The organism is Actinomadura litoris (assembly GCF_009733595.1).
Taxonomy (GTDB): domain Bacteria; phylum Actinomycetota; class Actinomycetes; order Streptosporangiales; family Streptosporangiaceae; genus Spirillospora; species Spirillospora litoris.
Genome location: NZ_WOFH01000001.1, coordinates 961,108 through 981,279, shown reverse-complemented (window position 1 = coordinate 981,279; position 20,172 = coordinate 961,108). Strand labels below are relative to the sequence as shown.

The following is a 20,172-nucleotide window of genomic DNA, read 5'->3' as shown; positions in this document are numbered from 1 at the left end:
AAATGATTGTCGCCGACGGGGCGTGGCTTGAGCGCTTCCGGGCGCATAACCGCCTCATGAGCGGGGATCGGTTGATACCGCTCGCGCGACGGTATCGCCTGCTGTCCGTGGTCGGCAGGGGCGGAATGGGCACCGTCTGGCGGGCCTACGACGAGATGCTCGACCGCGACGTCGCGGTGAAGGAGGTCCACCTTCCCGAACGCATCACCGAGGCGGAGCGCAAGGTGCTGTGCCGGCGCCTGCTCGGCGAGGCGCGGGCCACCGCCGCGCTGAAGCACCCCGGCGTGGTCGCCGTCCACGACCTGATCGTCGAGGACGGACGCCCCTGGATCGTCATGGAGTTCGTGGAGTCGCGGTCGCTGCACCGGATCATCGCCGACGGCGGCCCGCTCGGCGTGCGGCGCGCCGCGCGGATCGGCGCGGACGTGCTGGCGGTGCTGCGCGCCGCGCACGCCGCCGGGATCCTGCACCGCGACGTGAAGCCGAGCAACGTGCTGATCTGCCAGGACGGCCGCGTCCTGCTGACCGACTTCGGGCTCGCCGTGCACGCCGATCCGGGCCGCGAGACCGCCGAGACGCTGGTCGCGGGCATCGAGGGGTCGCCCGCCTACCTGCCGCCCGAACGCGTCAACGGGCACCCGAGCGTCCCCGCGTCGGACCTGTGGTCGCTCGGCGCGACCCTCTACACGGCGGTCGAGGGCTTCTCCCCGTTCCTGCGCTGCCACGCGCTCGCCTCGATGGTCGCGGTGCTGCTCGGCGAGTACCCGCTGCCCGCGCGGGCGGGCCCGCTGGCGCCGGTCATCGAGGGCCTGCTGCGGCAGCGCCCGGAGGACCGGCTGTCCGGCGAGGCCACGGCGGCGCTGCTGCGGGAGGCGGCCGGACCCTCCGAGACGCCGGGCGCCACGCTGGTGGCGGCGCCGCGCCGCGTCCCGTCCCGGGTGCGCGTCCCGTCGCGGCCGGGAGCGCGGGTCCCGGCGCTGCCGGCGGTGCCGTCCCTGCCCGCCCTGTTCAGGGGGCGGGAGCGCCGGTACGGCGCGCGGTGGCGGCCGGGGGCCGTCCTCAGCGTGGCCGTGCTCGCGGCGATCGCGGCCGGGATGGGGACGTGGGCGGCGCGCTGGACGTCGATCGGCAAGAGTGACGCCGTCGCGCTGCGTCCGGCCGTGGGGGTCCCCGCGAAGACGGCGAAGTACCGGGAGGCGGGCGGCTACTCGGTGCGGGTCCCGGCGGGCTGGCGGTCGGTGCGGAACGGGCCGATCACGCAGTGGTGGGACGCCGGCTCCGGGCAGGTGCTGCGCATCGCCCCGGCTCCCGGCGACCCCCTCACGGGGTTGCGCGCGGCCGAGCGCGCGGCGGTGGCGGACGACCGCTACCCCGGCTACCGCCGGCTGCGGCTGGCGGCGGTGCCCGAACTCGCCGAGGGCGCGGCGGAATGGGAGTTCACCTGGCGTGACGCCACCGCGGAACGGGACGCCGCGGGAGACGGCGTTTCCGATGAAGACGACGAGGAGAAGGGCTCGGCGGCGGAAAGGCATGTGCTGTGCGGCCGCGCCGCGGGATATGAGTTCTGCTTCTTCTCGCCCGATTCGCAGTGGACGCCCGGACAGCGCCTCTACGACCGCGTCCTGAAGTCGTTCAGGCCGGAGCGGAGGGGCTGATCAGGTCGTCTGCTGGACGCGGAGGAGGAATTCCGCGTTCGACGAGGTGCCCTTCATCTTCTCCAGGAGCTGTTCGAGCGCCTGTTGGCGCTCCATGCCGGAAAGGGCACGGCGCAGGCGCTGGTTGAGGGCGAGTTCCTCGGGGCTCATCAGCAGCTCCTCGCGGCGCGTGCTGGAGGCCTCGATGTCGACGGCGGGGAAGACACGCCGGTCGGCCAGGCCGCGGTCGAGCTTCAGTTCCATGTTGCCGGTGCCCTTGTACTCCTCGAAGAACACGTCGTCCATGCGGGAGCCGGTCTCGACGAGCGCGGTGGCGAGGATGGTCAGCGAGCCGCCGTTCTCGATGTTGCGGGCGGCGCCGAAGAACTTCTTGGGCGGGTAGATGGCGGTGGTCGCGACGCCGCCGGCGAGGATCCGGCTGCTGGAGGGGGCCGCCAGGTTGTAGGCCCGGCCGAGCCGGGTGATCGAGTCGAGCAGCATGACGACGTCGCGGCCCTGCTCGACCAGGCGTTTGGCGCGCTCCACCGCGAGTTCGGCGAGCATCGTGTGGTCCTGCGCGGGGCGGTCGAACGTCGAGTGGATCACCTCTCCGCGCACGGTCCGCTGGAGGTCGGTGACCTCCTCGGGGCGCTCGTCGATGAGCACGACCATGAGGTGCACGTCGGGGTTGTTCTGGCCGATCGCGTTCGCGACGGCCTGGAGGATCATCGTCTTGCCGACCTTGGGCGGGGACACGATCAGCCCGCGCTGGCCCTTGCCGATCGGCGCGATGATGTCGATGACGCGGGTCGCGAGCGGGCCGGTGTCCAGGCGGAGCCGCTCGTCCGGGAACAGCGGGGTGAGCTTGGCGAACTCGGGACGGTTCGCCGCCTCGCCGGGCGGGAGGCCGTTGACCAGCTCGACGGACGCGAGCGCGGAGAACTTGTCGCGGCCGCTCTTGCTCGCCCTGGCGGTGCCGGAGACGGCGTCCCCGGGGCGCAGCCCGTACATCTTCACCTGGGTGAGCGACACGTGCACGTCCTCGGGGCCCGGCAGGTAGCCGGAGGTGCGGACGAACGCGTGCTTGTCCTGGACGGCGAGCAGGCCGTGGAACGGGACGGCGGGCTGCTCCTCGGCGGCCTGCCGTGCCGCCGCCGAGCGCCTGCCCTGCTGCCGGGAGCCCTGCGGGGCGGCGCGGCGCGGCTTGTGCTCGGTGGCGGTGGAAGGTTCGGTGATGGTGGAAGTGGACATGGGGGTCCCTTCTCAGGCCCGCGCGGAACGGTCCGCGTGGCCCGGTGTCGATCCCCGCGTACGGCGGCGGAACCCGCGGCGCGTACGCGAGGGGAATGGAAGAAATGCAGCTCGGCTCTCAGAGCTGACGTCGGCTCCCTACTGCCGCGACCCTGGCGCGAGAAAGGACGCGCGCCTCAGGTCGGTGATCACCGGGCGCTCAGATGGCCCGGGCGGGGAAGGTGAAGACGTCCTCGCCGCATACGGCGGAAAGCCGAGGACGTTGCCTGCAATGTACAGCACTCGGGGCCCGTCGCGCATTCCCCGAGGTCGGCGGGGAGTCGGCGGCTGTGGAGCAGCCAGGGGCGGCCGTCGCGATCGAACGCGAACTCGATCTCCTGGGGCCCGCCCAGGACCGACGCGGCCCGCGCCGCCATCCGGGCCAGCGTCCGCAGCCGCGACGGCGTCAGCGGTGCGCCGGCGGCGGGTGTGTCGCCGCCGCGGTCGACGTTGATCACATGGCCCCGCCGGGTGAGGGTGTACCGGGAGTCACCGGGGACGGCCGACACGACCGTACGGTCGGTGCGTCCGCTCACCGGGTCGGCGCCGAGCACGAGCCCGGCCACCTCCGCGTCGAGCCGCGGCTGGACGAGCACCGCCGTCCCGGGCTCCGCCGAGGCCGCGACCGCCATCGCCGCCTTGATGAACGCGGACCAGTCCCGCGCCTCCATGGCGGAGGAGGGGTCCGCGCCGTCCTCCCGTGCGGGCGACGGCCGGAGGACCAGCGGGCGGGCGCCGTCATGGCTCAGCCGCGCCCACGCCTCGCGAAGATCGTGGGTGTTCACGTACGGGCGGGTGCGGGGCGCCGCGTCCTCGCAGGGGGCCCGGCCGTCGAGCGCGACGCACTGGGCGGGGATCACGAACCCGGGCAGGACCGGCAGCCTGTGCTGTGCGGCGCGGGCCAGACCCGCCGCCTCGGCTCCGGCCCGGTCGGGCGCGGTGGACAGGGGGTCGTCCAGGTCGATCGTCCAGAGGACGCGCGTGCTCTCCGGCACCACGGACTCCGTTCCCTCGGGGGTTCGCCCACTATCTAGAATCCGCAGGTCAGCCCGCGAATTCCCGGTCTGGGAGGTCAGTGGAGGGCGGGCCAGGAGGAGAGGTCGCAGGCGCGGGTGTCGGGGAGGTCGCGCAGGCGGAGGACGGCGCCGTCCGGGTCGTCCAGCAGCCGGGCGGTCTCGGGGCGGAGCAGTTCGGCGAGCGGCAGGACGCCGCAGACCAGCGATCCGGGCGTCCGGGCGAGCAGCAGCGGCCCGATCCCGGCGCCGCCGCGGTCGAGGCCGCGCAGCGCCGACACCAGCGGCTCGGCCCAGCCATCCGAGCCCGTGCCGATCGAGCCCGTGCCTTGAGAGCCCGTGCCCTCCGCCCGCGGGCTCGCCGTCCGCTCGCCCCCTGTTCGCTCGCCCCCTGTTCGCTCGCACCGGGTGCGCAGGGCGGTCAGCAGGTCGAGGAAGTCGCTCTCCAGCGCGCGGGGGCTGCGGCCCGACAGGTAGTAGCGGTCATGGTCGGCCAGCTCGACGCGCAGCCCGTAATGGGCGGCGAAGCGCTCGTACGGCTCGGCGAGCGCGGGACGTACGGACGGCTCCGCCGCCAGCGCCCCCGCGACGAAGTCGACCGGGTCGGCGCCCAGGGACGCGGCGACCGCCTGGTCGAGCCGCCTGACGAGATGCGCGCGGAGGGCGGCGACGTCGCCGCCGAGCCGCTCCACCGCCTCGCGCTGGCGGCCGAGGCGCTCGTTGACGTCGGGCACCATCCGGTCGTTGATCTGGGCGATCAGCGAGCGGATCCGGGCGTCGGTCTCCTCCAGGGACCCAGTGGCCTTCGAGCGGAACCGGCCGAACTCGTCCCGGGTGCCCTTCAGCGCGGCGAGCTGGGTGCGGATGTCGGCGATCTCGGGTGCGCCCGCGCCGCGCCTGCGCTCGAACGCCAGATACAGCTCCCGTCCGGCGATCGCCAGGCAGAGCAGGATCATGACCACGGTCATCGCACCCTCCAAAGGGGCCATCTCGCGGAGCTACATCATGCCCCTCCGGCCCCCGGAACGCCTCACCGGTTGAGGTAGGCGAGCACCGCCAGGACACGGCGGTTGTCGTCGCCGGTCACCGGGAGGTCGAGCTTGGCGAAGATGTTGGCGGTGTGCTTGGTGACGGCGCGCTCGGTGACCACGAGCTTCTCGGCGATCGCGGCATTGGAGCGGCCCTGCGCCATCAGCTCCAGCACCTCGCCCTCGCGGGGGGTGAGGCGGCCGAGCGGGGAGTCGCGGGTGCTGCTCGCGAGCAGCCGGGAGATCACCTCGGGGTCCATCGCGGTGCCGCCCCCGGCGACCCGGCGGACCGCGTCCACGAACTGGGCGGCGTCGAACACGCGGTCCTTCAGCAGGTAGCCGATGCCGCCGCTGCCGTCGGCGAGCAGCTCGCGGGCGTAGAGCTGCTCGACGTACTGCGACAGCACGAGGACGGGCAGGCCGGGCACCCGGCGGCGCGCCTCCAGCGCCGCCTGGAGCCCCTCGTCGGTGAAGGACGGGGGCAGCCGCACGTCGACCACCGCCACGTCCGGGCGGTGGTCGAGCAGGGCCTTCAGGAGCGAGGGGCCGTTGTCGACGGCCGCGGCGATCTCGAAGTCGTGCGTTTCGAGGAGGCTGACGAGCCCCTCCCTCAGGAGGGCGAGGTCTTCGGCGAGGACAACGCGCACGGCAGCTCCAGCGTCACGATGGTCGGGCCGCCCACGGGCGAGTTGAGGGCGAGGACGCCGTCGAATGTACCGATCCGGCGCTCGATCCCGCGCAGCCCGGTGCCCGCGTCGAGGCTGGCGCCGCCGCGCCCGTCGTCGGTGACCGTGACGCGGAGCATGCCCGCCTCGTGCCGCATGTCGATCCAGACCCGCCGCGCGCCCGAGTGCTTGGCGGCGTTGGTGAGGATCTCCGACACCGCGAAGTAGGCGGCGGACTCGACGGGCGGCTCGGGCCGTCCGGGGACCTCGACGTTGACCTCGACGTTCAGCGGGTGGTCGAGCGCGAGGGCCTTGACGGCGTCGCCGACGCCGCGGTCGGCGAGGACCGGCGGGTGGATGCCCCGGACGAGGTCGCGCAGCTCGTGCAGCGCCGTCGCGGAGGACTCGCGGGTCTGGGCCAGCAGCAGCCGCGCCTTGGCGGGGTCCTTGTCGAGGAGGTGCTCAATGGCGCCGAGCGTCATGCCCATCGCGACGAGCCGGGCCTGCGCGCCGTCGTGCAGGTCGCGCTCGATGCGGCGCAGCTCGGCGGCGGAGGCGTCCACGGCCTCCGAGCGGGTCTCCGACAGGTGCCGGACGCGCAGCGCGAGCCGGGACTTCTCGGTCGGGCCGAGCACCAGCCGGCCCCAGCGCCCGTACACGGCCATCATCCGCGGGCCGGCGAGGAAGCCGGCGACGACGCAGGCGGTGGCGATCACGAGGGTGGAGACGAGGCGCTCGGCGTCCCGGTCGTAGCCGGGGTCGACGTGCACCCAGGCGTACCAGTCGCTGCCGCCGTAGTGGCCGATCATCCCGCCGGCGAACGCGGCGAGCAGGAACCCCCAGACCCCGTACAGGATCAGCAGGCCAGGCAGCGCGGCGGTGAACAGGACGACGACCGGGTCGGCGGCCACCCACAGGTAGTCGCGCCAGGTCGCCGGGTCGGTGAGCAGCGCGACGAACCGCTTGATGATGCCCTGGACGCCGTGCTCGCGGGGCGGCTCGGGCAGGTAGGGCCGCTCGATGTGCTCGTCGGTCCAGCGGTTGATCAGGTCGCGGTAGCGGTCGACCTGCCTGCGCATCAGCAGCGTCGCGGACGGGAACAGCAGCACGCCCAGGAACCCGGTGATCATCGAGACCACCGTGATGAACCAGCTGGCGACCAGGATCGTGGGGATCGCGAGCAGCCACAGCCGCAGTCCCCGCGCCGGGGCCAGGAGATGCCGCCGATATCTGCTCTGCCGCGCCAGTTGACCGTTCACCAGATCCTCCGTCGTCCGCCCTTTTCGTTCCGGGTTCCAGTCTCCGGCGGGCGTCCTGCCTGCACAGTGTGCCCGCAACCCGGACGTGGGGTGTACTCAGGTGCACCCCCGTCCGGCATCTAGGGCCATGTCGCCTCCCCCGGGCCGCTTCCTAGCGTTCAAGGCGTGCCGCATCCCCCTTTGCGAGCACATCCCATTGACCCTCGGGGGGACACCCATGAAACGGAACCTCGCCGCCGCGCTCGGCGGCTGGAGCGCGCGCCACCGCCTCCTCGCCATCTCCGGCTGGCTGCTGTTCGTCGTCCTCGCCGCGGTGCTCGGCGGGATGACCGGGCAGGTCACGATGGCCGACCATGAGCAGGGCACCGGCCAGTCGGCGCGGGCCGCCAAGATCCTTGACGAGGCGGGCATCGAGGACCCCGACCAGGAGACCGTGCTGATCTCCGGTGGCGCCCACGCCGCCGGGTCGCCGGAGATGACCCGCGCGGCCGCCGCCGTCCGCGCGAACGTGCGGGCCAGCGGGGTGGTCACCGGCTTCCGCCCGGACGTGGTGTCCAAGGACCGCCGGCACGTCATCGTCCAGTTCACGCTGAAGGAGGCGCCGGACGGGGCGCCCGACCCGCTGCCCGCCGTCCAGGCCGCGGTCGCGAAGGCCCAGCGCGCCAACCCCTCGGTGGAGATGGGGGAGTTCGGCGGCGCGACCGCCGACGCCTGGTTCGAGCACGCGCTCGGCAGCGACTTCGAGCGCGCGGAGTTGACCGCGGTGCCGCTCGCGATCGGCATCCTGCTGGTGGCGTTCGGGGCGCTGCTCGCGGCCGTGCTGCCGGTGGTGCTGGCGTTCACGGCGTTCCTCGCGGCGGGCGGGCTGCTCGCGGTGACCAGCCACGCCCTGCACGTCGACCAGACGACGAACTCGGTGATGCTGCTGATGGGGCTCGCGGTCGGCGTCGACTACTGCCTGTTCTACCTCCAGCGCGAACGGGAGGAGCGGGCGCGCGGGCGCGACCGGGAGGCCGCGCTGGCGATCGCGGCGGCCACCTCGGGACGGTCGGTGCTGGTGTCCGGGCTGACCGTGATGGTGGCGATGTCGGGGATGTTCCTGTCCGGACTGCTGCTGTTCAAGGGCTTCGCGGTCGCGACGATCCTCGTCGTGCTGATCGCCATGCTCGGCTCGGTGACCGTCCTGCCCGCGCTGCTGTCGCTGCTCGGCGACAAGGTCGACTTCGGCCGCGTCCGGCTGGGCCGGATGCACCGGCTGCACCGGCGGCACCGGATGCACGGCTCGTCGGGCCACCTGCCGGGCCACCTGTCACACCGTCACCGCGGGGGCGGCGGTGTGGTGGGGGCTCTGCTGCGGCCCGTCCTGGCGCGTCCGGGGATCGCGGCGGTGGTCTCGGCGGGGGTGCTGCTGGTGCTGGCCGCGCCCGCGCTCGGCATGCGGACCGAGCGGCTCTCGATCGACCAGCAGATCCCCTCCGGCGAGCCCATCGTGGCCACCTACACCAAGTTGAACGCGGCCTTCCCCGGCAACCCGGAGCCCGCCGCCGTCGTGGTGAAGGCGCGCGACATCGACGCGCCGGAGGTGCGGGCGGCGATCGAGGAGCTGAAGCGGCGGGCGGTCGCGTCCGGGGAGATGAACGAGCCGATCGACGTCACCGTCCACGAGCGGGAGAACATCGCGCGGATCGACGTGCCGCTTGCGGGATCCGGCGCGGACGCCGCGTCCAAGCACGCGCTGGAGACGTTGCGGACGAAGATCGTCCCGGAGACGGTCGGAGGGGTCGCGCAGGCGGCGGTCTCCGGGCAGCTCGCCTCCTCGACCGACTACAACGCCCAGCTCAAGTCGGCGATCGTGCCCGTGTTCCTGTTCGTCATGGGGATCACGTTCCTGCTGATGCTGGTGTTCTTCCGCTCGGTGGTGATCGCGGTCAGCGCGATCGCGCTGAACCTGCTGTCGGTCGGCGCCGCGTACGGGGTGATGGTCGCGGTGTTCCAGCACGGCTGGGGCGACGCGCTGGTCGGGACGGAGGGCGCGGGGGCGCTGGAGTCGTGGATCCCGCTGTTCGTGTTCGTCGTGCTGTTCGGGCTGTCGATGGATTACCACGTGTTCGTCGTCTCGCGGATCCGGGAGGCATACGACCGGGGGCTGCCCACCACGCAGGCGGTCGCGGACGGCGTCCGGTCGACGGCGGGCGTGGTGACCAGCGCCGCCGTCATCATGATCGCCACATTCGCGATCTTCGGGACGCTGTCGATGCAGGACTTCAAGCAGCTCGGCGTGGGCCTCGCGGTCGCGGTGCTGATCGACGCGACCGTGGTGCGGGTGGTGCTGCTGCCCGCCCTCATGTCCCTGCTGGGGCGCGCGAACTGGTACCTGCCGCGCTGGCTGGAGTGGCTGCCCCGCGTCTCGCACGGCGAGGCCGTCCAGGAGGAGGCGCCGTGGGAGCGCCGCCCGGCGCCGGTCGTCCAAGAAATCTAGGACGAGCATAAATATCTGCTTGACCAAGTAGTTGTGATGAGCCTACTTTTAGGTTCATCACAACTACTTGGAGGTCCCGCGTGAAGACCGCAGCCGGCCGCGCCCCCGAGGCGGCCGCGCCGCAGGACCGGCTCGACGCGGCGCTGCTGAAGACGTCGTTCGTCCTCGTCCTCGGCCCGATCCTCGCGATGCTCGACACGACGATCGTCACCGTCGGCCTCGACTCGGTCGCCCGCGAGTTCCGCAGCCCCGTCGGCACGCTCCAGTGGGTGTCGGCCGGGTACCTGCTCGCGATCTCGATGGTGATGCCGCTCGCGGGCTGGGCGAGCGACCGGTTCGGCGCGAAGACGATGTGGATGACGTCGGTCGCGCTGTTCACCGCCGGGTCCGCGCTGTGCGGGCTCGCCTGGTCGGCCGGGAGCCTGATCGCGTTCCGGGTGCTCCAGGGCGTCGGCGGCGGGCTGATCCAGCCGATCGGGCAGTCGATCGTGGTCCGCGCGGCCGGTCCGGCGCGGCTCGGGCGGGTCTTCGGCATCACGGTCCTGCCGCTGACGTTCGCGCCCGTCCTCGGGCCGGTGATCGGCGGGCTGGTCGTCGGACGGCTCGACTGGCGGTGGATGTTCCTGGTGAACGTCCCCGTCGGGCTGCTGACGCTGCTGCTGGCGAAGCGGCACGTCCCGGCCGACCCGGCGGGGGAGCGCGGGAAGGGCGGACGGCTCGACGCGCTCGGGCTGGCGCTGCTCTCGCCCGGCCTCGCCGCGATCGTCTACGGGTTCTCCGAGCTGGGGGACGCGGGCGGCGCGGCCCCGGCGCGCGTCGCCGTCCCCCTCGCCGCCGGGACGTGCCTGCTCACCGCCTACGTGGCGCACGCGCTGCGCCGCCGCGGGAACGCGCTCATCGACCTGCGGCTGTTCGCGCGGCGCGGCTTCGCGGTCGCGACGGCCAACTCGTTCCTGCAAGGCGCGGCGCTCTACAGCTCCATGCTGCTGCTGCCGCTCTACTACCAGCAGGTCGAGCACGCGTCCGCGCTGGGGGCCGGGCTGCTCCTCGCGCCGCAGGCGCTCGGCACCGCCGTCGCGACGTACTTCGCCTCGCGGCTCACCGACCGCGTGGCGCCGCGTCCGCTCATCCTCACCGGGATCGTGCTGACGCTCGCCGGGACGCTCGCGTTCACGCGGCTCGGCGCGGGCCCGCCCGGGTGGCTGCTGGTCGCCTCGCTGGTGCTGCGCGGCGCGGGGCTCGGCGTCGTGATGGCGCCCGGCATGGCGACGATCTACGCCTCGGTCCGGCCGGACGAGGCGGCCCGCGCCGCCGGAGCCGTCAACACCGTCAACCGGGTCGGCGGGTCGCTGGGCACGGCCGTGCTCGCGGTCGTCCTCCAGCACTCGCTGGACCACCACACCGGCGCCGCCGCCTACGGCGCGACGTTCTGGTGGGCGGTCGGGCTCTCCGCCGTGACGCTCGTCCCCGCCTTCTTCTACCCGGCCCGAAAGGTCTCCCGATGACGTTCCGCCTGCTGAGCGTGCACGCCCATCCCGACGACGAGTCGAGCAAGGGCGCGGCGACGCTGGCCAGGTACGCGGCCGAGGGCGTGGACGTCATGGTCGCGACCTGCACCGGAGGGGAGCGCGGCGACGTCCTCAACCCGGCGATGGACCGGCCGGACGTCCGCGCCGACCTCCCCGCGATCCGCCGCGCGGAGATGGAGGCGGCGCGCGCGATCCTCGGTGTCCGGCACCGCTTCCTCGGGTTCACCGACTCCGGGCTGCCGGGCGAGGGCGAGCCGCTCCCGGACGGCTGCTTCGCGGTGACGCCGCTCGCCGACGCGGCGCGCCCGCTGGTGGAGCTGATGCGCGGGTTCCGTCCGCACGTGGTCGTGACCTATGACGAGACGGGCGGCTACCCGCACCCCGACCACGTCAGGACCCACGAGGTGACGGTGGAGGCGTTCGACGCGTCCGGCGACCCCGCCCGCTATCCCGGGACGGGACGTCCGTGGCGTCCGCTCAAGCTCTACTACCAGGGCGCCTTCTCCCGGCGGTGGTTCCAGGCGCTGCACGACGGCATGACCGGGCGGGGTCTCGCGTCGGAGATCGGCCCGATCCTTGAGGGCTGGCCGTCCGACGCCCCGGAACTCGGCATCACCACGCGCGTGCGCTGCGCGGAGTACTTCGCCGTCCGCGACCGGGCCCTGCTCGCCCACGCGACGCAGATCGACCCGGGCGCGGGCTTCATGACGCATCCGCGCGACGTCGAACGCGACGTCTGGCCGACCGAGGACTACCACCTGGCCCGCTCGCACGTCGCGTCGCCCACCCCCGAGACCGACCTGTTCGCCGGGCTGGCCGGGATCGCGGACTAGAGCGCGACGAACGTCAGGCCGCGCTTCTTCATCTTCGGGATGACGGTCTTCAGCGCCGCGAGCGTCTGCGAGCGGTCGCCGCCGCCGTCGTGGCAGAGCATGATGCTGCCCGCCTTCGCGTGCAGCAGCGTCCTGCGGATGTGCCCGACGCCCGGCCGCGACCAGTCGCGCGGGTCGACGGCCCAGTCGATCGGCAGCATCGAGTGCTCGGCGACCACCTCAAGGACGGTCTTGGACCACGCGCCGCCCGGCGAGCGGAAGAACTGCGGCACGACGCCGGTGACGTCGGCGATCCGCTTGTGCGCGTCCACGACCTCCTTGTTGACGCGCTTGCGCGACAGGCCCCCGATCGTGATGGGGTGCGTCATCGTGTGGTTGCAGATCTGGTGACCGGCGTCGGCGATGCGGCGGGTGAGCTTGGGGAACTCCTGCACCTGCTCGCCGATGATGAAGAACGTCGCGTGGATCCGCTGCTCGGCGAGCAGGTCCAGCACGCGCGGCGTCCACAGCGGGCTCGGCCCGTCGTCGATGGTCAGCGCGATCGTGTTCGGCGGCGGCGCCGGGACGAGCTGCGTCAGCTCACGCACCGGCGTCTCCGTCGCGGTGAGCTTCGCCGGGGTCCACACGGCGGGACGCGGCGTCGGGGTGGGGGTCGGCGTCGGGGTCGGATGGATGACCGGCCGCGCGCGCGGTGTCGGCACCGCCTGCGCCGTCGCCCGCGACCCCTGGGACGGATGGGCCTCGTCGGCTCCGAGCGCCGCGAGCCCGGCGGCGGCCGCGCCCATCAACCAGAGCGCTTTGCGGCGGGACGTCCCGCCCGCGTCCTCATCCTCCACAAGTCCCACGCTATCGGGGTTTTAAGCGGGTAGGAGGGCGCTATGAGATCACAAGCAACCCAATTGGAATAATGACCGGCATGGCGGGGGCGGTGGACGCGGCGCCGGAGGTCGGGCCGGTGCTCGCGCTCGTCCTCGTCGCGCTCGCGTCGGCCGCCGCGGTCCTCGCGCGCTTCGGCGGCCTCGGCCTCGGCCGCGACATGCTCGTCGCGGCGGTGCGCGCCGCCGCGCAGCTCGCGGCGGTGTCGCTGGTCATCGCGGCGGTGCTGGGCAGTGCGGGCTGGACGTCGGCGTTCATCGCGGGCATGGTCGTGGTCGCCGCCGCGACGGCGGGCCACCGCGTCACCGGCTCGGCCCGCGGCCGCGCCTTCCTCACGGCGGCCTGGTGGGCGGCGCTGCCGATCGTCGCGGGCGTCGCCCCCGTGCTCGCGCTGCTGACGGCCTCGACGCTCGTCCCGGCGCGGCCGGTGGCGGTGCTGCCGATCGCCGGGATCTTCATCGGCGGCGCGATGTCGGCGACCGGCCTCACCGGGCGCCGTGCCCTGGACGAGCTGAGCACGCGCCGCGGCGAGTACGAGGGCGGCCTCGCACTCGGCCTCCTCGCGCGGGACGCGGCGCTGGAGGTGTGCCGCCCGGCGGCGGCGCTCGCGCTGTTCCCCGTCCTCGACCAGACGCGGACGGTCGGGCTCGTCACGCTGCCGGGAGCGTTCGTCGGCGTGCTGCTCGGCGGCGCCGACCCGGTCGAGGCCGGCGCGACGCAGCTCCTCGTCCTCATCGGCCTGCTGGCCATCGAGGCGATCGCGGTGCTCATCACGCTGGAGCTGGTCGCGACCGGCCGGCTGTCCCGGACGCGCGCCTGACGGCGGGCGTTAGCCGACGACGGCGAGCGCGTCGATCTCGACCAGCATCGCCGGGTGCGGAAGCTCGACCGCGACCGTCGTGCGGGACGGCAGGACGCCGCTCGGGCAGTTCTCCTTGATGAACGCCTCGTACTCCTCGTTCATCGCGGGGAAGTCGTCGCGCGTCTTCAGGTAGACACGGAGCATCAGCACGTCCTCGACGCTCGCGCCGCCCGCCTCCAGCACCGCCTTGATGTTCTGCAGGACGCGCCGCGTCTGCGCCTTCACGTCGCCGGGGTAGAGGAACTCGCCGGTCGCCGGGTCCTGCGGGCCCTGCCCGGACACCTGGAGGAGCGGGCCCTTCCGCACGCCCTGCGAGAACGCGTAGGCGGGGGTGGGGGCGCCGTCGGTGCGCACGGTCGTCTTGTCGGTCATGGGGAATCCCTTTCGGTGTGGCCGCAGTCGGCGGAGATGGCGCGGGTGGTCGCGAGGAGGTCGGGCAGCAGCGCGACGACGTCGTCACGGCTCAGCACGACCTCGGGCACCGAGATGGAGACGGCGGCGACGACGCGTCCGGAGGCGTCCCGGACGGGTGCCGCGACGCAGCGGATGAACGTCTCGTGCTCGGCGTCGTCCATCGCGTAGCCCTGGCCCGCGACGCGCGCCAGCTCCTCCAGCAGCGCGTCCGGACCGGTGATCGTGTGCTCGGTGAACGGGACGTAGTCGATCTCGGCGGCGGCGCGGCGGCGGCGCGGCTCGGGCAGGTCGGCGAGCAGCACCTTGGCGATCGCGGTCGCGTGCAGCGGCATCCGCAGCCCCACCCGCGAGTACATGCGGATCGCGTGCCGCGAGTCGTACTTGTCGAGGTAGACGACGTCGCCGCCCTCGTACACGCCGAGGTGGACGGTCTGGCCCGTCGCGTCGTTCAGCCGCGCCAGATGCGGCGCCGCGATGTCGCGGATGCCGCGCTGCTCCAGCGCCGCGCCCGCCAGCGCGAACAGCCCGGCGCCGAGGTGGAAGCGGTGGTCGGCGTCGCGGTGGACGAACCGCTCCTCCTCCATCGTGCGCAGCAGCCGCAGCACGGTCGTCTTGTGCACGCCGACCTTCGCCGCCAGCTCGTCGAGGGTGCGCGGGCCCTCGCCCAGGTCGCCGAGGATGGCGAGCGCGCGGGCGAGGCTCTGGCTCACCGGCTCCCCTCCTCCACCGAGCGGTCCGCCGCTCCGGAACGATCCGTTTCCTCGGCCCGCGCCATCGGCACCGCGTGGCCTGTCACCAGCGGGCGGCCGATGCCCGAGGCCCGGACCGTCGTCGCCGCCCACTCGGCGGCGGACGCGCGGAGCAGTCCGTCCACCAGGTCGGGCGGGGGCGGCGGCCCGTGGTCGCCGGGTACGACCAGCGTCGCGGCCGCCGCGAGGTGACCGAGCCGCAGGCAGCGCCGTGGACCGTACCCGCGCAGCGTACCGGTGAGGTATCCGGCGGCGAACGCGTCCCCCGCCCCTACCGGCTCGACGACCTCCACGTTCAGCGCGGGCTCGGTGACGGAGGAGTCTCCGGAGACCGCGTCGCCGGCACCGGTGGAGCGGCGGGTGAGCGCGGTCGCGTGGTGGGCGTCGTCCTTGACGACGAGCGTCGCCGGGCCGGGCAGCAGCGCGCGCAGCTCGGCGGGGTCGCCGGTGCCGAGCACGGCGGTGGCCTCGTCCGCGCCGAGCAGCACGATGTCGGCCGCGTTCAGCAGCGGCGCCAGCACCGCCTCCGGGCGGCCGGGCCCGCGCCGCCGCCACAGCGCGGGACGCCAGTTCAGGTCGAAGCTCACGAGCTGCCCGTCGCGCGGGCGCAGCAGCAGCTCGCGGGTGAGTTCGAGCGCGGAGTCCGACAGCGCGGCGGTGATGCCCGACAGGTGCACGAGCCGCGCGCCGCCCAGCAGCGGCCCGGCGGACGGGTCGTCCAGCACGGACGGGCCGATCGCGGACCCGGCGGACCCGTCCCGGTAGTAATGCAGGACACTGCCGCCGAGCCCGACCTCCTTCACATAGAGGCCGGTCGGGCGGCGCGAGTCGACGGACACACCGCGGATGTCGACTCCGCCCGCCGCGAGGTCGCGTGTCACACGGCGTCCGAACCCGTCGTCGCCGACACGTCCGACCCAGGCCGTGGGGACGCCGAGCGCGACGAGGCCGCGCGCGACGTTCGCCTCGGCGCCCCCGGAAGCAGGGTGAAATGAGGAAACGTCCTCAAGGGGACCGGGTTGGTCGGGAAGGAGCACGGCCATCGATTCGCCCACGCAGACGGCGGCCGGCAAGCGTTCCATCTTCCTGCCCTCCCGAGTGGGTCACGATCGTCGGCCGACCGTTGACCCGTACCCGAGGGCGATGCTACAACCACAACAGCACATAGCGCAATTGAGGTTGCGTATAGTGCAATCTGGGAGGTCATCATGGTCGCGAACATCGACGTCAGCGCGGTGGAGGCGCTCGGCGAGGAGCGGCTCGACTGGCGCCACAAGGCGATTCCGGCGTCCGCGCACGGGCTGGCGGTCGCGCAGGCCCGCGACGCGCGGCTGCCCCTCGCCGACTTCGGCACGCCGCTGCTGACGCTCGACGCGGGCGCGCTCGACCACAACCTGCACGCGATGGCGGGCTGGGCGGACGCGGCCGGCCTGGCGCTCGCGCCGCACGGCAAGACCACGATGGCGCCGCAGCTCTGGCGCCGCCAGCTCGACGCCGGGGCCTGGGGCATCACGCTCGCGAACCTGCCGCAGATCCGCGTCGCGCGGGCGTTCGGCGTCCGCCGGATCCAGCTCGCCAACACGCTGCTCGACCCGGTCGGGCTCGGCTGGCTCGCCGCGCGGATGGCCGAGGACCCGGAGTTCGCGTTCGTGTCGTGGGTCGACTCCGCGCGCTCGGTCGAGCTGATGGACGACGCGCTCCGCGCCGCCGGGGCGGAGCGCCCGATCGAGGTGTGCGTGGAGCTCGGCGGCCCGCACGGCCGCACCGGCGTGCGCGACGAGGCCGACGCGCGGGCGATCGCCGACGCGGTGCGCAAGGCGCCGACGCTCCGGCTCGCCGGTGTCGCGGGCTACGAGGGCGCGCTCGCGCACGACGCCGACACCGAGGGGCTCGCGACCGTCGAGACCTACCTGCGCCGCATGGCGTCCCTGTTCGGCGACCTGGAGTACGAGACCGACGAGCCGATCGTGACGGCGGGCGGCAGCGCGTTCTTCGACGTCGTCGCGGACGTGCTCGGCGGTCTGGCCGGTGAGCGGGGCGGGACGGTCGTCGTGAGGTCGGGCGCCTACATCGTGCACGACGACGGCTTCTACCGCGAGCGCTCCCCGTTCTCGCGCGGCACCGGCGGCACGGCCGGGACGCGGCTGCGCTCGGCGATGCACGGCTGGGCACGGGTCGTGTCCCGCCCCGAACCCGCGCTCGCGCTGGTCGACGCGGGCAAGCGCGACCTGTCCTACGACGAGGGGCTGCCCGAGCCGCAGCTCGTCCGGGGCCGGGGCACCGGGCCGGTCGAGCACGCGCGCGTCACCGCGCTCAACGACCAGCACACGTTCGTCGTGGACGCGACCGCCGAGGTCGGCGACGTCGTCCGGCTCGGGCTGTCGCACCCGTGCACGGCGCTGGACAAATGGCTGCTCATCCCCGTCGTGGACGACGTGCGCGCCGAACACCCCGTGGTCGTCGACTACATCAGGACGTGGTTCTGATGCCCTCGACCGTCATCCGCGGCGCGACCGTGGTCGACGGCACCGGCGCGCCCGGCCGGGTCGCCGACGTCGCGTTCGAGTCCGGGCGGATCACCGGGATCGGCCCCCGGCTCTCCGGCGCGGCGACCGTCGACGGCGGCGGGCTCGTCCTCGCGCCCGGGTTCATCGACATGCACGCCCACTCCGACCTCGCGCTGCTCACCGACCCCGAGCATCTCGCGAAGGTCGGCCAGGGCGTGACCACCGAGGTCATCGGGCAGGACGGGCTGTCCTACGCCCCCGTCGACGGCGGCACGCTGCCCGAGATCCGCCGCACCATCGCGGGCTGGAACGGCGACCCGCCCGGCTTCGACTGGAACTGGCGGACCGTCGGCGAGTACCTCGACCGGCTCGACCAGGGCATCCCGGTCAACGCCTGCTACCTCGTCCCGCAGGGCGCGGTGCGGATGCTCGCGATGGGCTGGGACGACCGTCCGCCCACCCCGGCGGAACTCGACCGGCAGCGCGAGCTCGTCGCGGCGGGCATGCGCGAGGGCGCGGTCGGCATGTCCAGCGGGCTCACCTACGTGCCCGGCATGTACGCGGGCGACGACGAGCTGACCGAGCTGTGCCGCGTCGTCGCCTCCCTCGGCGGCTTCTACGCGCCGCACCACCGCTCGTACGGCGCGGGCGCGCTGGGGGCCTACGCCGAGATGGTCGAGCTGTCGCGCCGCTCCGGCTGCCCGCTCCACCTCGCGCACGCCACGATGAACTTCGGCGTCAACCGGGGCCGCGCGCCCGAACTGCTCGCCCTGCTGGACGAGGCGATCGGCGACGGCTGCGACATCACCCTCGACACCTACCCCTACCTGCCGGGCTCCACGACGCTCGCCGCGCTGTTGCCGAGCTGGGCGGCGGCGGGCGGCCCGCGGGCGCTCGCGGCCCGCCTCGCCGACCCCGCCGAACGCGCGCGGATCCGGCACGCGATGGAGGTCGAGGGGTCGGACGGCTGCCACGGCGTCCCCGCCGAGTGGGAGACCATCGAGATCTCCGGGTCCCGCGACCCCGCCGTCATCGGCCGGACGGTCGCCGACCTCGCCGCCGCGTCCGGCCGCCCGGAGTTCGAGGTCTTCCGCGAGCTGCTGGCGGCCGACGACCTGTCCACCACGATCCTCCAGCACGTCGGGCACGAGGAGAACGTCCAGGCGATCATGCGTCACCCCTGCCACACCGGCGGGAGCGACGGCCTGCTCGCCGCCGCGAAACCGCACCCGCGCGCGTGGGGGACCTTCCCCCGCTACCTCGGGCACTACGTCCGCGACCTCGGCGTGCTGTCCCTCGAAGAGTGCGTCGCCCACCTCACCGGACGCGCCGCCCGGCGGCTGCGGCTCGCCGACCGCGGGCTGATCCGGCCCGGATACCACGCCGACCTCGTCCTGTTCGACCCCTCGACCGTCCGTGACACGGCCACCTTCGACGACCCGCGCCGGCCCGCCGACGGCATGCCGCACGTGTTCGTCGCCGGGACGGCCGTCATCGACGCGGGGCGCCGCACCGGCGCCCTGCCGGGCCGCTCCCTCCGCCGGAGCCCCGACGGGGCGACCCGCTGATCCACCCTTCCACCCCCGAGAGGTCACGTTCATGGTCCATTGGCTGCAACACGAGACGGGCGGCCTGCTGCTGCTGTGCGCCGTGTCGATCGCGGTGCTCCTGTTCCTCATCATCAAGGTCAAACTGGAACCGTTCATCGCGCTGATCGTCTCCAGCCTCGCGCTCGCGCTCGTCGCCGGGCTCAGCGTCGACGAGATCGTCGGAACGGCGCTGAGCTCCAAGAAGTCCCTGCTGGAGACGGGCTTCGGCGGGCTTCTCGGGCACATCGCGCCGATCGTCGGCCTCGGCACGATCCTCGGCGCGATCCTGGAACGCTCGGGGGGCGCGGACGTCCTCACCCGGCGCCTGCTCGGCGTCGCGGGCGAACGCGGCGCGCCGCTCGCCATGGGCCTCGCCGGACTGATCTTCGGTATCCCGGTCTTCTTCGACGTCGGCATCTTCGTCCTCGCGCCGCTCGTCTACATCACCGCCAAGCAGGGCGGACGCTCGCTCGTCCTCTACGCGCTCCCGCTGCTGTCCGGCCTGTCGATGACGCACGCGTTCCTGCCGCCCCACCCCGGCCCGGTCGCCGCCGCCGGACTCCTCGGCGTCCCGCTCGGCTGGCTCATCGTGTTCGGCCTGATCTGCGGCATCCCGGCGTTCCTCGTCTCCGGTGTCGCCTGGGGCGCGTGGATCGGCAAGCGCGTCATCGTCGACGTGCCCGAGGAGTACGTCGTGGGCGAGGAGGAGAAGGTCGGGCTCACCAAGGGCGAGCCCTCCAAGGACGACGTCCCCGCGAAGGAGCCGGAGCCCGAGCCCTCGCTCACCCTGGTCGGGCTGATCATCGCCGTGCCGCTGGTGCTGATCCTGCTCGCCACCTTCGGCACCGTCTGGTGGGAGGACAGCCCCGCGCTGCCGACGCTGACCTTCCTCGGCAACCCCGTCGTCGCGCTCACGATCGCCGTGCTGCTCGCGATGTACCTGCTCGGCATCCGGCGCGGCATCACCTCCGCCGAACTGTCCGACCTCGCCGCCCGCTCGCTGCGTCCCGTCGGCATGATCCTGCTGGTCATCGGCGGCGGCGCGTTCTTCGGCGCGGTCGTGTCGGCGACCGGCGTCGGCAAGGCCCTCGCCGACACGCTCTCGGACGCGGGGCTCCCGGTGATCGTCCTCGCCTACCTGATCGCCTGCGGCCTCCGCGTCGCCCAGGGCTCGGCGACCGTCGCGATCGTCACCACGGGCGGGATCGTCGCGCCGCTCGTCCAGGACAAGGACTACTCCCAGCAGCACGTCGCGCTCATCGCCATCGCGATCTCCGCGGGCTCCATCATCGCCTCGCACGTCAACGACGGCGGTTTCTGGATCATCTCCCGCTACTTCAACATGTCCGTCCGCGACACCCTCAGAACATGGACCGTTCTCGAAACGATCCTCTCCGTCGTCGGCTTCGCCATGGCCGCCCTCCTCAGCACCTTCATCTAGCCGA

At 73.5% G+C, this 20,172-nt stretch carries 16 protein-coding genes and 1 pseudogene; 8 read left to right on the top strand and 9 right to left on the bottom strand.

The genetic code is table 11. The annotated features are described in order from the left end of the window. Positions 1-2: 2 nt before the first annotated feature. Positions 3-1,655 (top strand): serine/threonine-protein kinase, encoded by a 1,653-nt coding sequence (locus tag GNZ18_RS04295; RefSeq protein WP_446678405.1) that lies wholly within the window; start codon positions 3-5, stop codon positions 1,653-1,655. Here the strand turns inward: GNZ18_RS04295 and rho are convergent. From rho to GNZ18_RS04270, 5 genes and pseudogenes are all read right to left on the bottom strand, one after another. Beyond that, positions 1,656-2,816, bottom strand: a pseudogene (gene rho / locus GNZ18_RS04290) (transcription termination factor Rho); the annotation flags it as partial. A 257-nt stretch (positions 2,817-3,073) separates the two neighbouring features. Further along, positions 3,074-3,919, bottom strand: coding sequence for a hypothetical protein (locus GNZ18_RS04285; RefSeq protein WP_156214691.1), 846 nt, complete (start codon positions 3,917-3,919; stop codon positions 3,074-3,076). Between the two features lie 77 nt (positions 3,920-3,996). Next, positions 3,997-4,905, bottom strand: a complete 909-nt coding sequence (locus GNZ18_RS04280; RefSeq protein ID WP_156214690.1) for a hypothetical protein — start codon at positions 4,903-4,905, stop codon at positions 3,997-3,999. 62 nt (positions 4,906-4,967) lie between these two features. Then, positions 4,968-5,612 carry a LuxR C-terminal-related transcriptional regulator gene (locus GNZ18_RS04275; protein ID WP_214615941.1) on the bottom strand — a complete coding sequence of 215 codons (645 nt, stop codon included), beginning with the start codon at positions 5,610-5,612 and terminating at the stop codon, positions 4,968-4,970. Then, positions 5,576-6,889 carry a sensor histidine kinase gene (locus GNZ18_RS04270; protein WP_308165843.1) on the bottom strand — a complete coding sequence of 438 codons (1,314 nt, stop codon included), beginning with the start codon at positions 6,887-6,889 and terminating at the stop codon, positions 5,576-5,578. The genes GNZ18_RS04275 and GNZ18_RS04270 overlap by 37 nt, the downstream gene beginning before the upstream one ends. A 217-nt stretch (positions 6,890-7,106) precedes the next feature. Here GNZ18_RS04270 and GNZ18_RS04265 point away from each other — a divergent pair, with 217 nt between their 5' ends. The 3 genes from GNZ18_RS04265 (at position 7,107) to mca (ending at position 11,730) form a co-directional block, all read left to right on the top strand. Then, a complete protein-coding gene (locus GNZ18_RS04265) occupies positions 7,107-9,368 on the top strand; it encodes an MMPL family transporter (RefSeq protein ID WP_156214689.1) in 2,262 nt (753 codons plus the stop codon). An 80-nt stretch (positions 9,369-9,448) separates the two neighbouring features. Continuing rightward, positions 9,449-10,873, top strand: a complete 1,425-nt coding sequence (locus GNZ18_RS04260) for an MDR family MFS transporter (protein WP_216651150.1) — start codon at positions 9,449-9,451, stop codon at positions 10,871-10,873. Then, positions 10,870-11,730, top strand: coding sequence for a mycothiol conjugate amidase Mca (gene mca, locus GNZ18_RS04255; RefSeq protein WP_156214688.1), 861 nt, complete (start codon positions 10,870-10,872; stop codon positions 11,728-11,730). The genes GNZ18_RS04260 and mca overlap by 4 nt, the downstream gene beginning before the upstream one ends. Here mca and GNZ18_RS04250 read toward each other — a convergent pair. Continuing rightward, entirely contained in the window at positions 11,727-12,566 is an 840-nt protein-coding gene (locus tag GNZ18_RS04250; RefSeq protein WP_312874292.1) for a polysaccharide deacetylase family protein, read from the bottom strand. The two genes, mca and GNZ18_RS04250, sit on opposite strands and share 4 nt — an antisense overlap. Before the next feature lie 80 nt (positions 12,567-12,646). Here GNZ18_RS04250 and GNZ18_RS04245 point away from each other — a divergent pair, with 80 nt between their 5' ends. Beyond that, positions 12,647-13,426: an ABC transporter permease gene (locus tag GNZ18_RS04245; RefSeq protein WP_156214687.1), complete on the top strand. Its 780-nt coding sequence runs from the start codon at positions 12,647-12,649 to the stop codon at positions 13,424-13,426. Between the two features lie 9 nt (positions 13,427-13,435). Here GNZ18_RS04245 and GNZ18_RS04240 read toward each other — a convergent pair whose 3' ends face one another. Genes GNZ18_RS04240 through GNZ18_RS04230 form a run of 3 tightly spaced genes read right to left on the bottom strand, consistent with a single transcriptional unit; the run spans position 13,436 to position 15,713 of the window. Then, complete coding sequence (locus GNZ18_RS04240) at positions 13,436-13,840, bottom strand: RidA family protein (RefSeq protein ID WP_156214686.1); 405 nt, start codon at positions 13,838-13,840, stop codon at positions 13,436-13,438. After that, the gene (locus GNZ18_RS04235; RefSeq protein ID WP_216651167.1) at positions 13,837-14,592 is read right to left on the bottom strand and encodes an IclR family transcriptional regulator; all 756 of its coding nucleotides are present in this window, start codon (positions 14,590-14,592) and stop codon (positions 13,837-13,839) included. Before GNZ18_RS04235 ends, GNZ18_RS04240 begins: the two co-directional genes overlap by 4 nt. Next, positions 14,589-15,713 (bottom strand): sugar kinase, encoded by a 1,125-nt coding sequence (locus GNZ18_RS04230; protein WP_156214685.1) that lies wholly within the window; start codon positions 15,711-15,713, stop codon positions 14,589-14,591. The genes GNZ18_RS04235 and GNZ18_RS04230 overlap by 4 nt, the downstream gene beginning before the upstream one ends. Positions 15,714-15,839: 126 nt before the next feature. Here GNZ18_RS04230 and GNZ18_RS04225 point away from each other — a divergent pair, with 126 nt between their 5' ends. The 3 genes from GNZ18_RS04225 to GNZ18_RS04215 are packed head-to-tail and all read left to right on the top strand — an operon-like array spanning position 15,840 to position 20,168. Then, entirely contained in the window at positions 15,840-17,117 is a 1,278-nt protein-coding gene (locus tag GNZ18_RS04225; RefSeq protein ID WP_156214684.1) for a type III PLP-dependent enzyme domain-containing protein, read from the top strand. Beyond that, complete coding sequence (locus tag GNZ18_RS04220; protein ID WP_156214683.1) at positions 17,117-18,706, top strand: N-acyl-D-amino-acid deacylase family protein; 1,590 nt, start codon at positions 17,117-17,119, stop codon at positions 18,704-18,706. The genes GNZ18_RS04225 and GNZ18_RS04220 overlap by 1 nt, the downstream gene beginning before the upstream one ends. A gap of 31 nt (positions 18,707-18,737) precedes the next feature. Further along, positions 18,738-20,168, top strand: a complete 1,431-nt coding sequence (locus GNZ18_RS04215; protein ID WP_156214682.1) for a GntP family permease — start codon at positions 18,738-18,740, stop codon at positions 20,166-20,168. Positions 20,169-20,172: the final 4 nt, after the last annotated feature.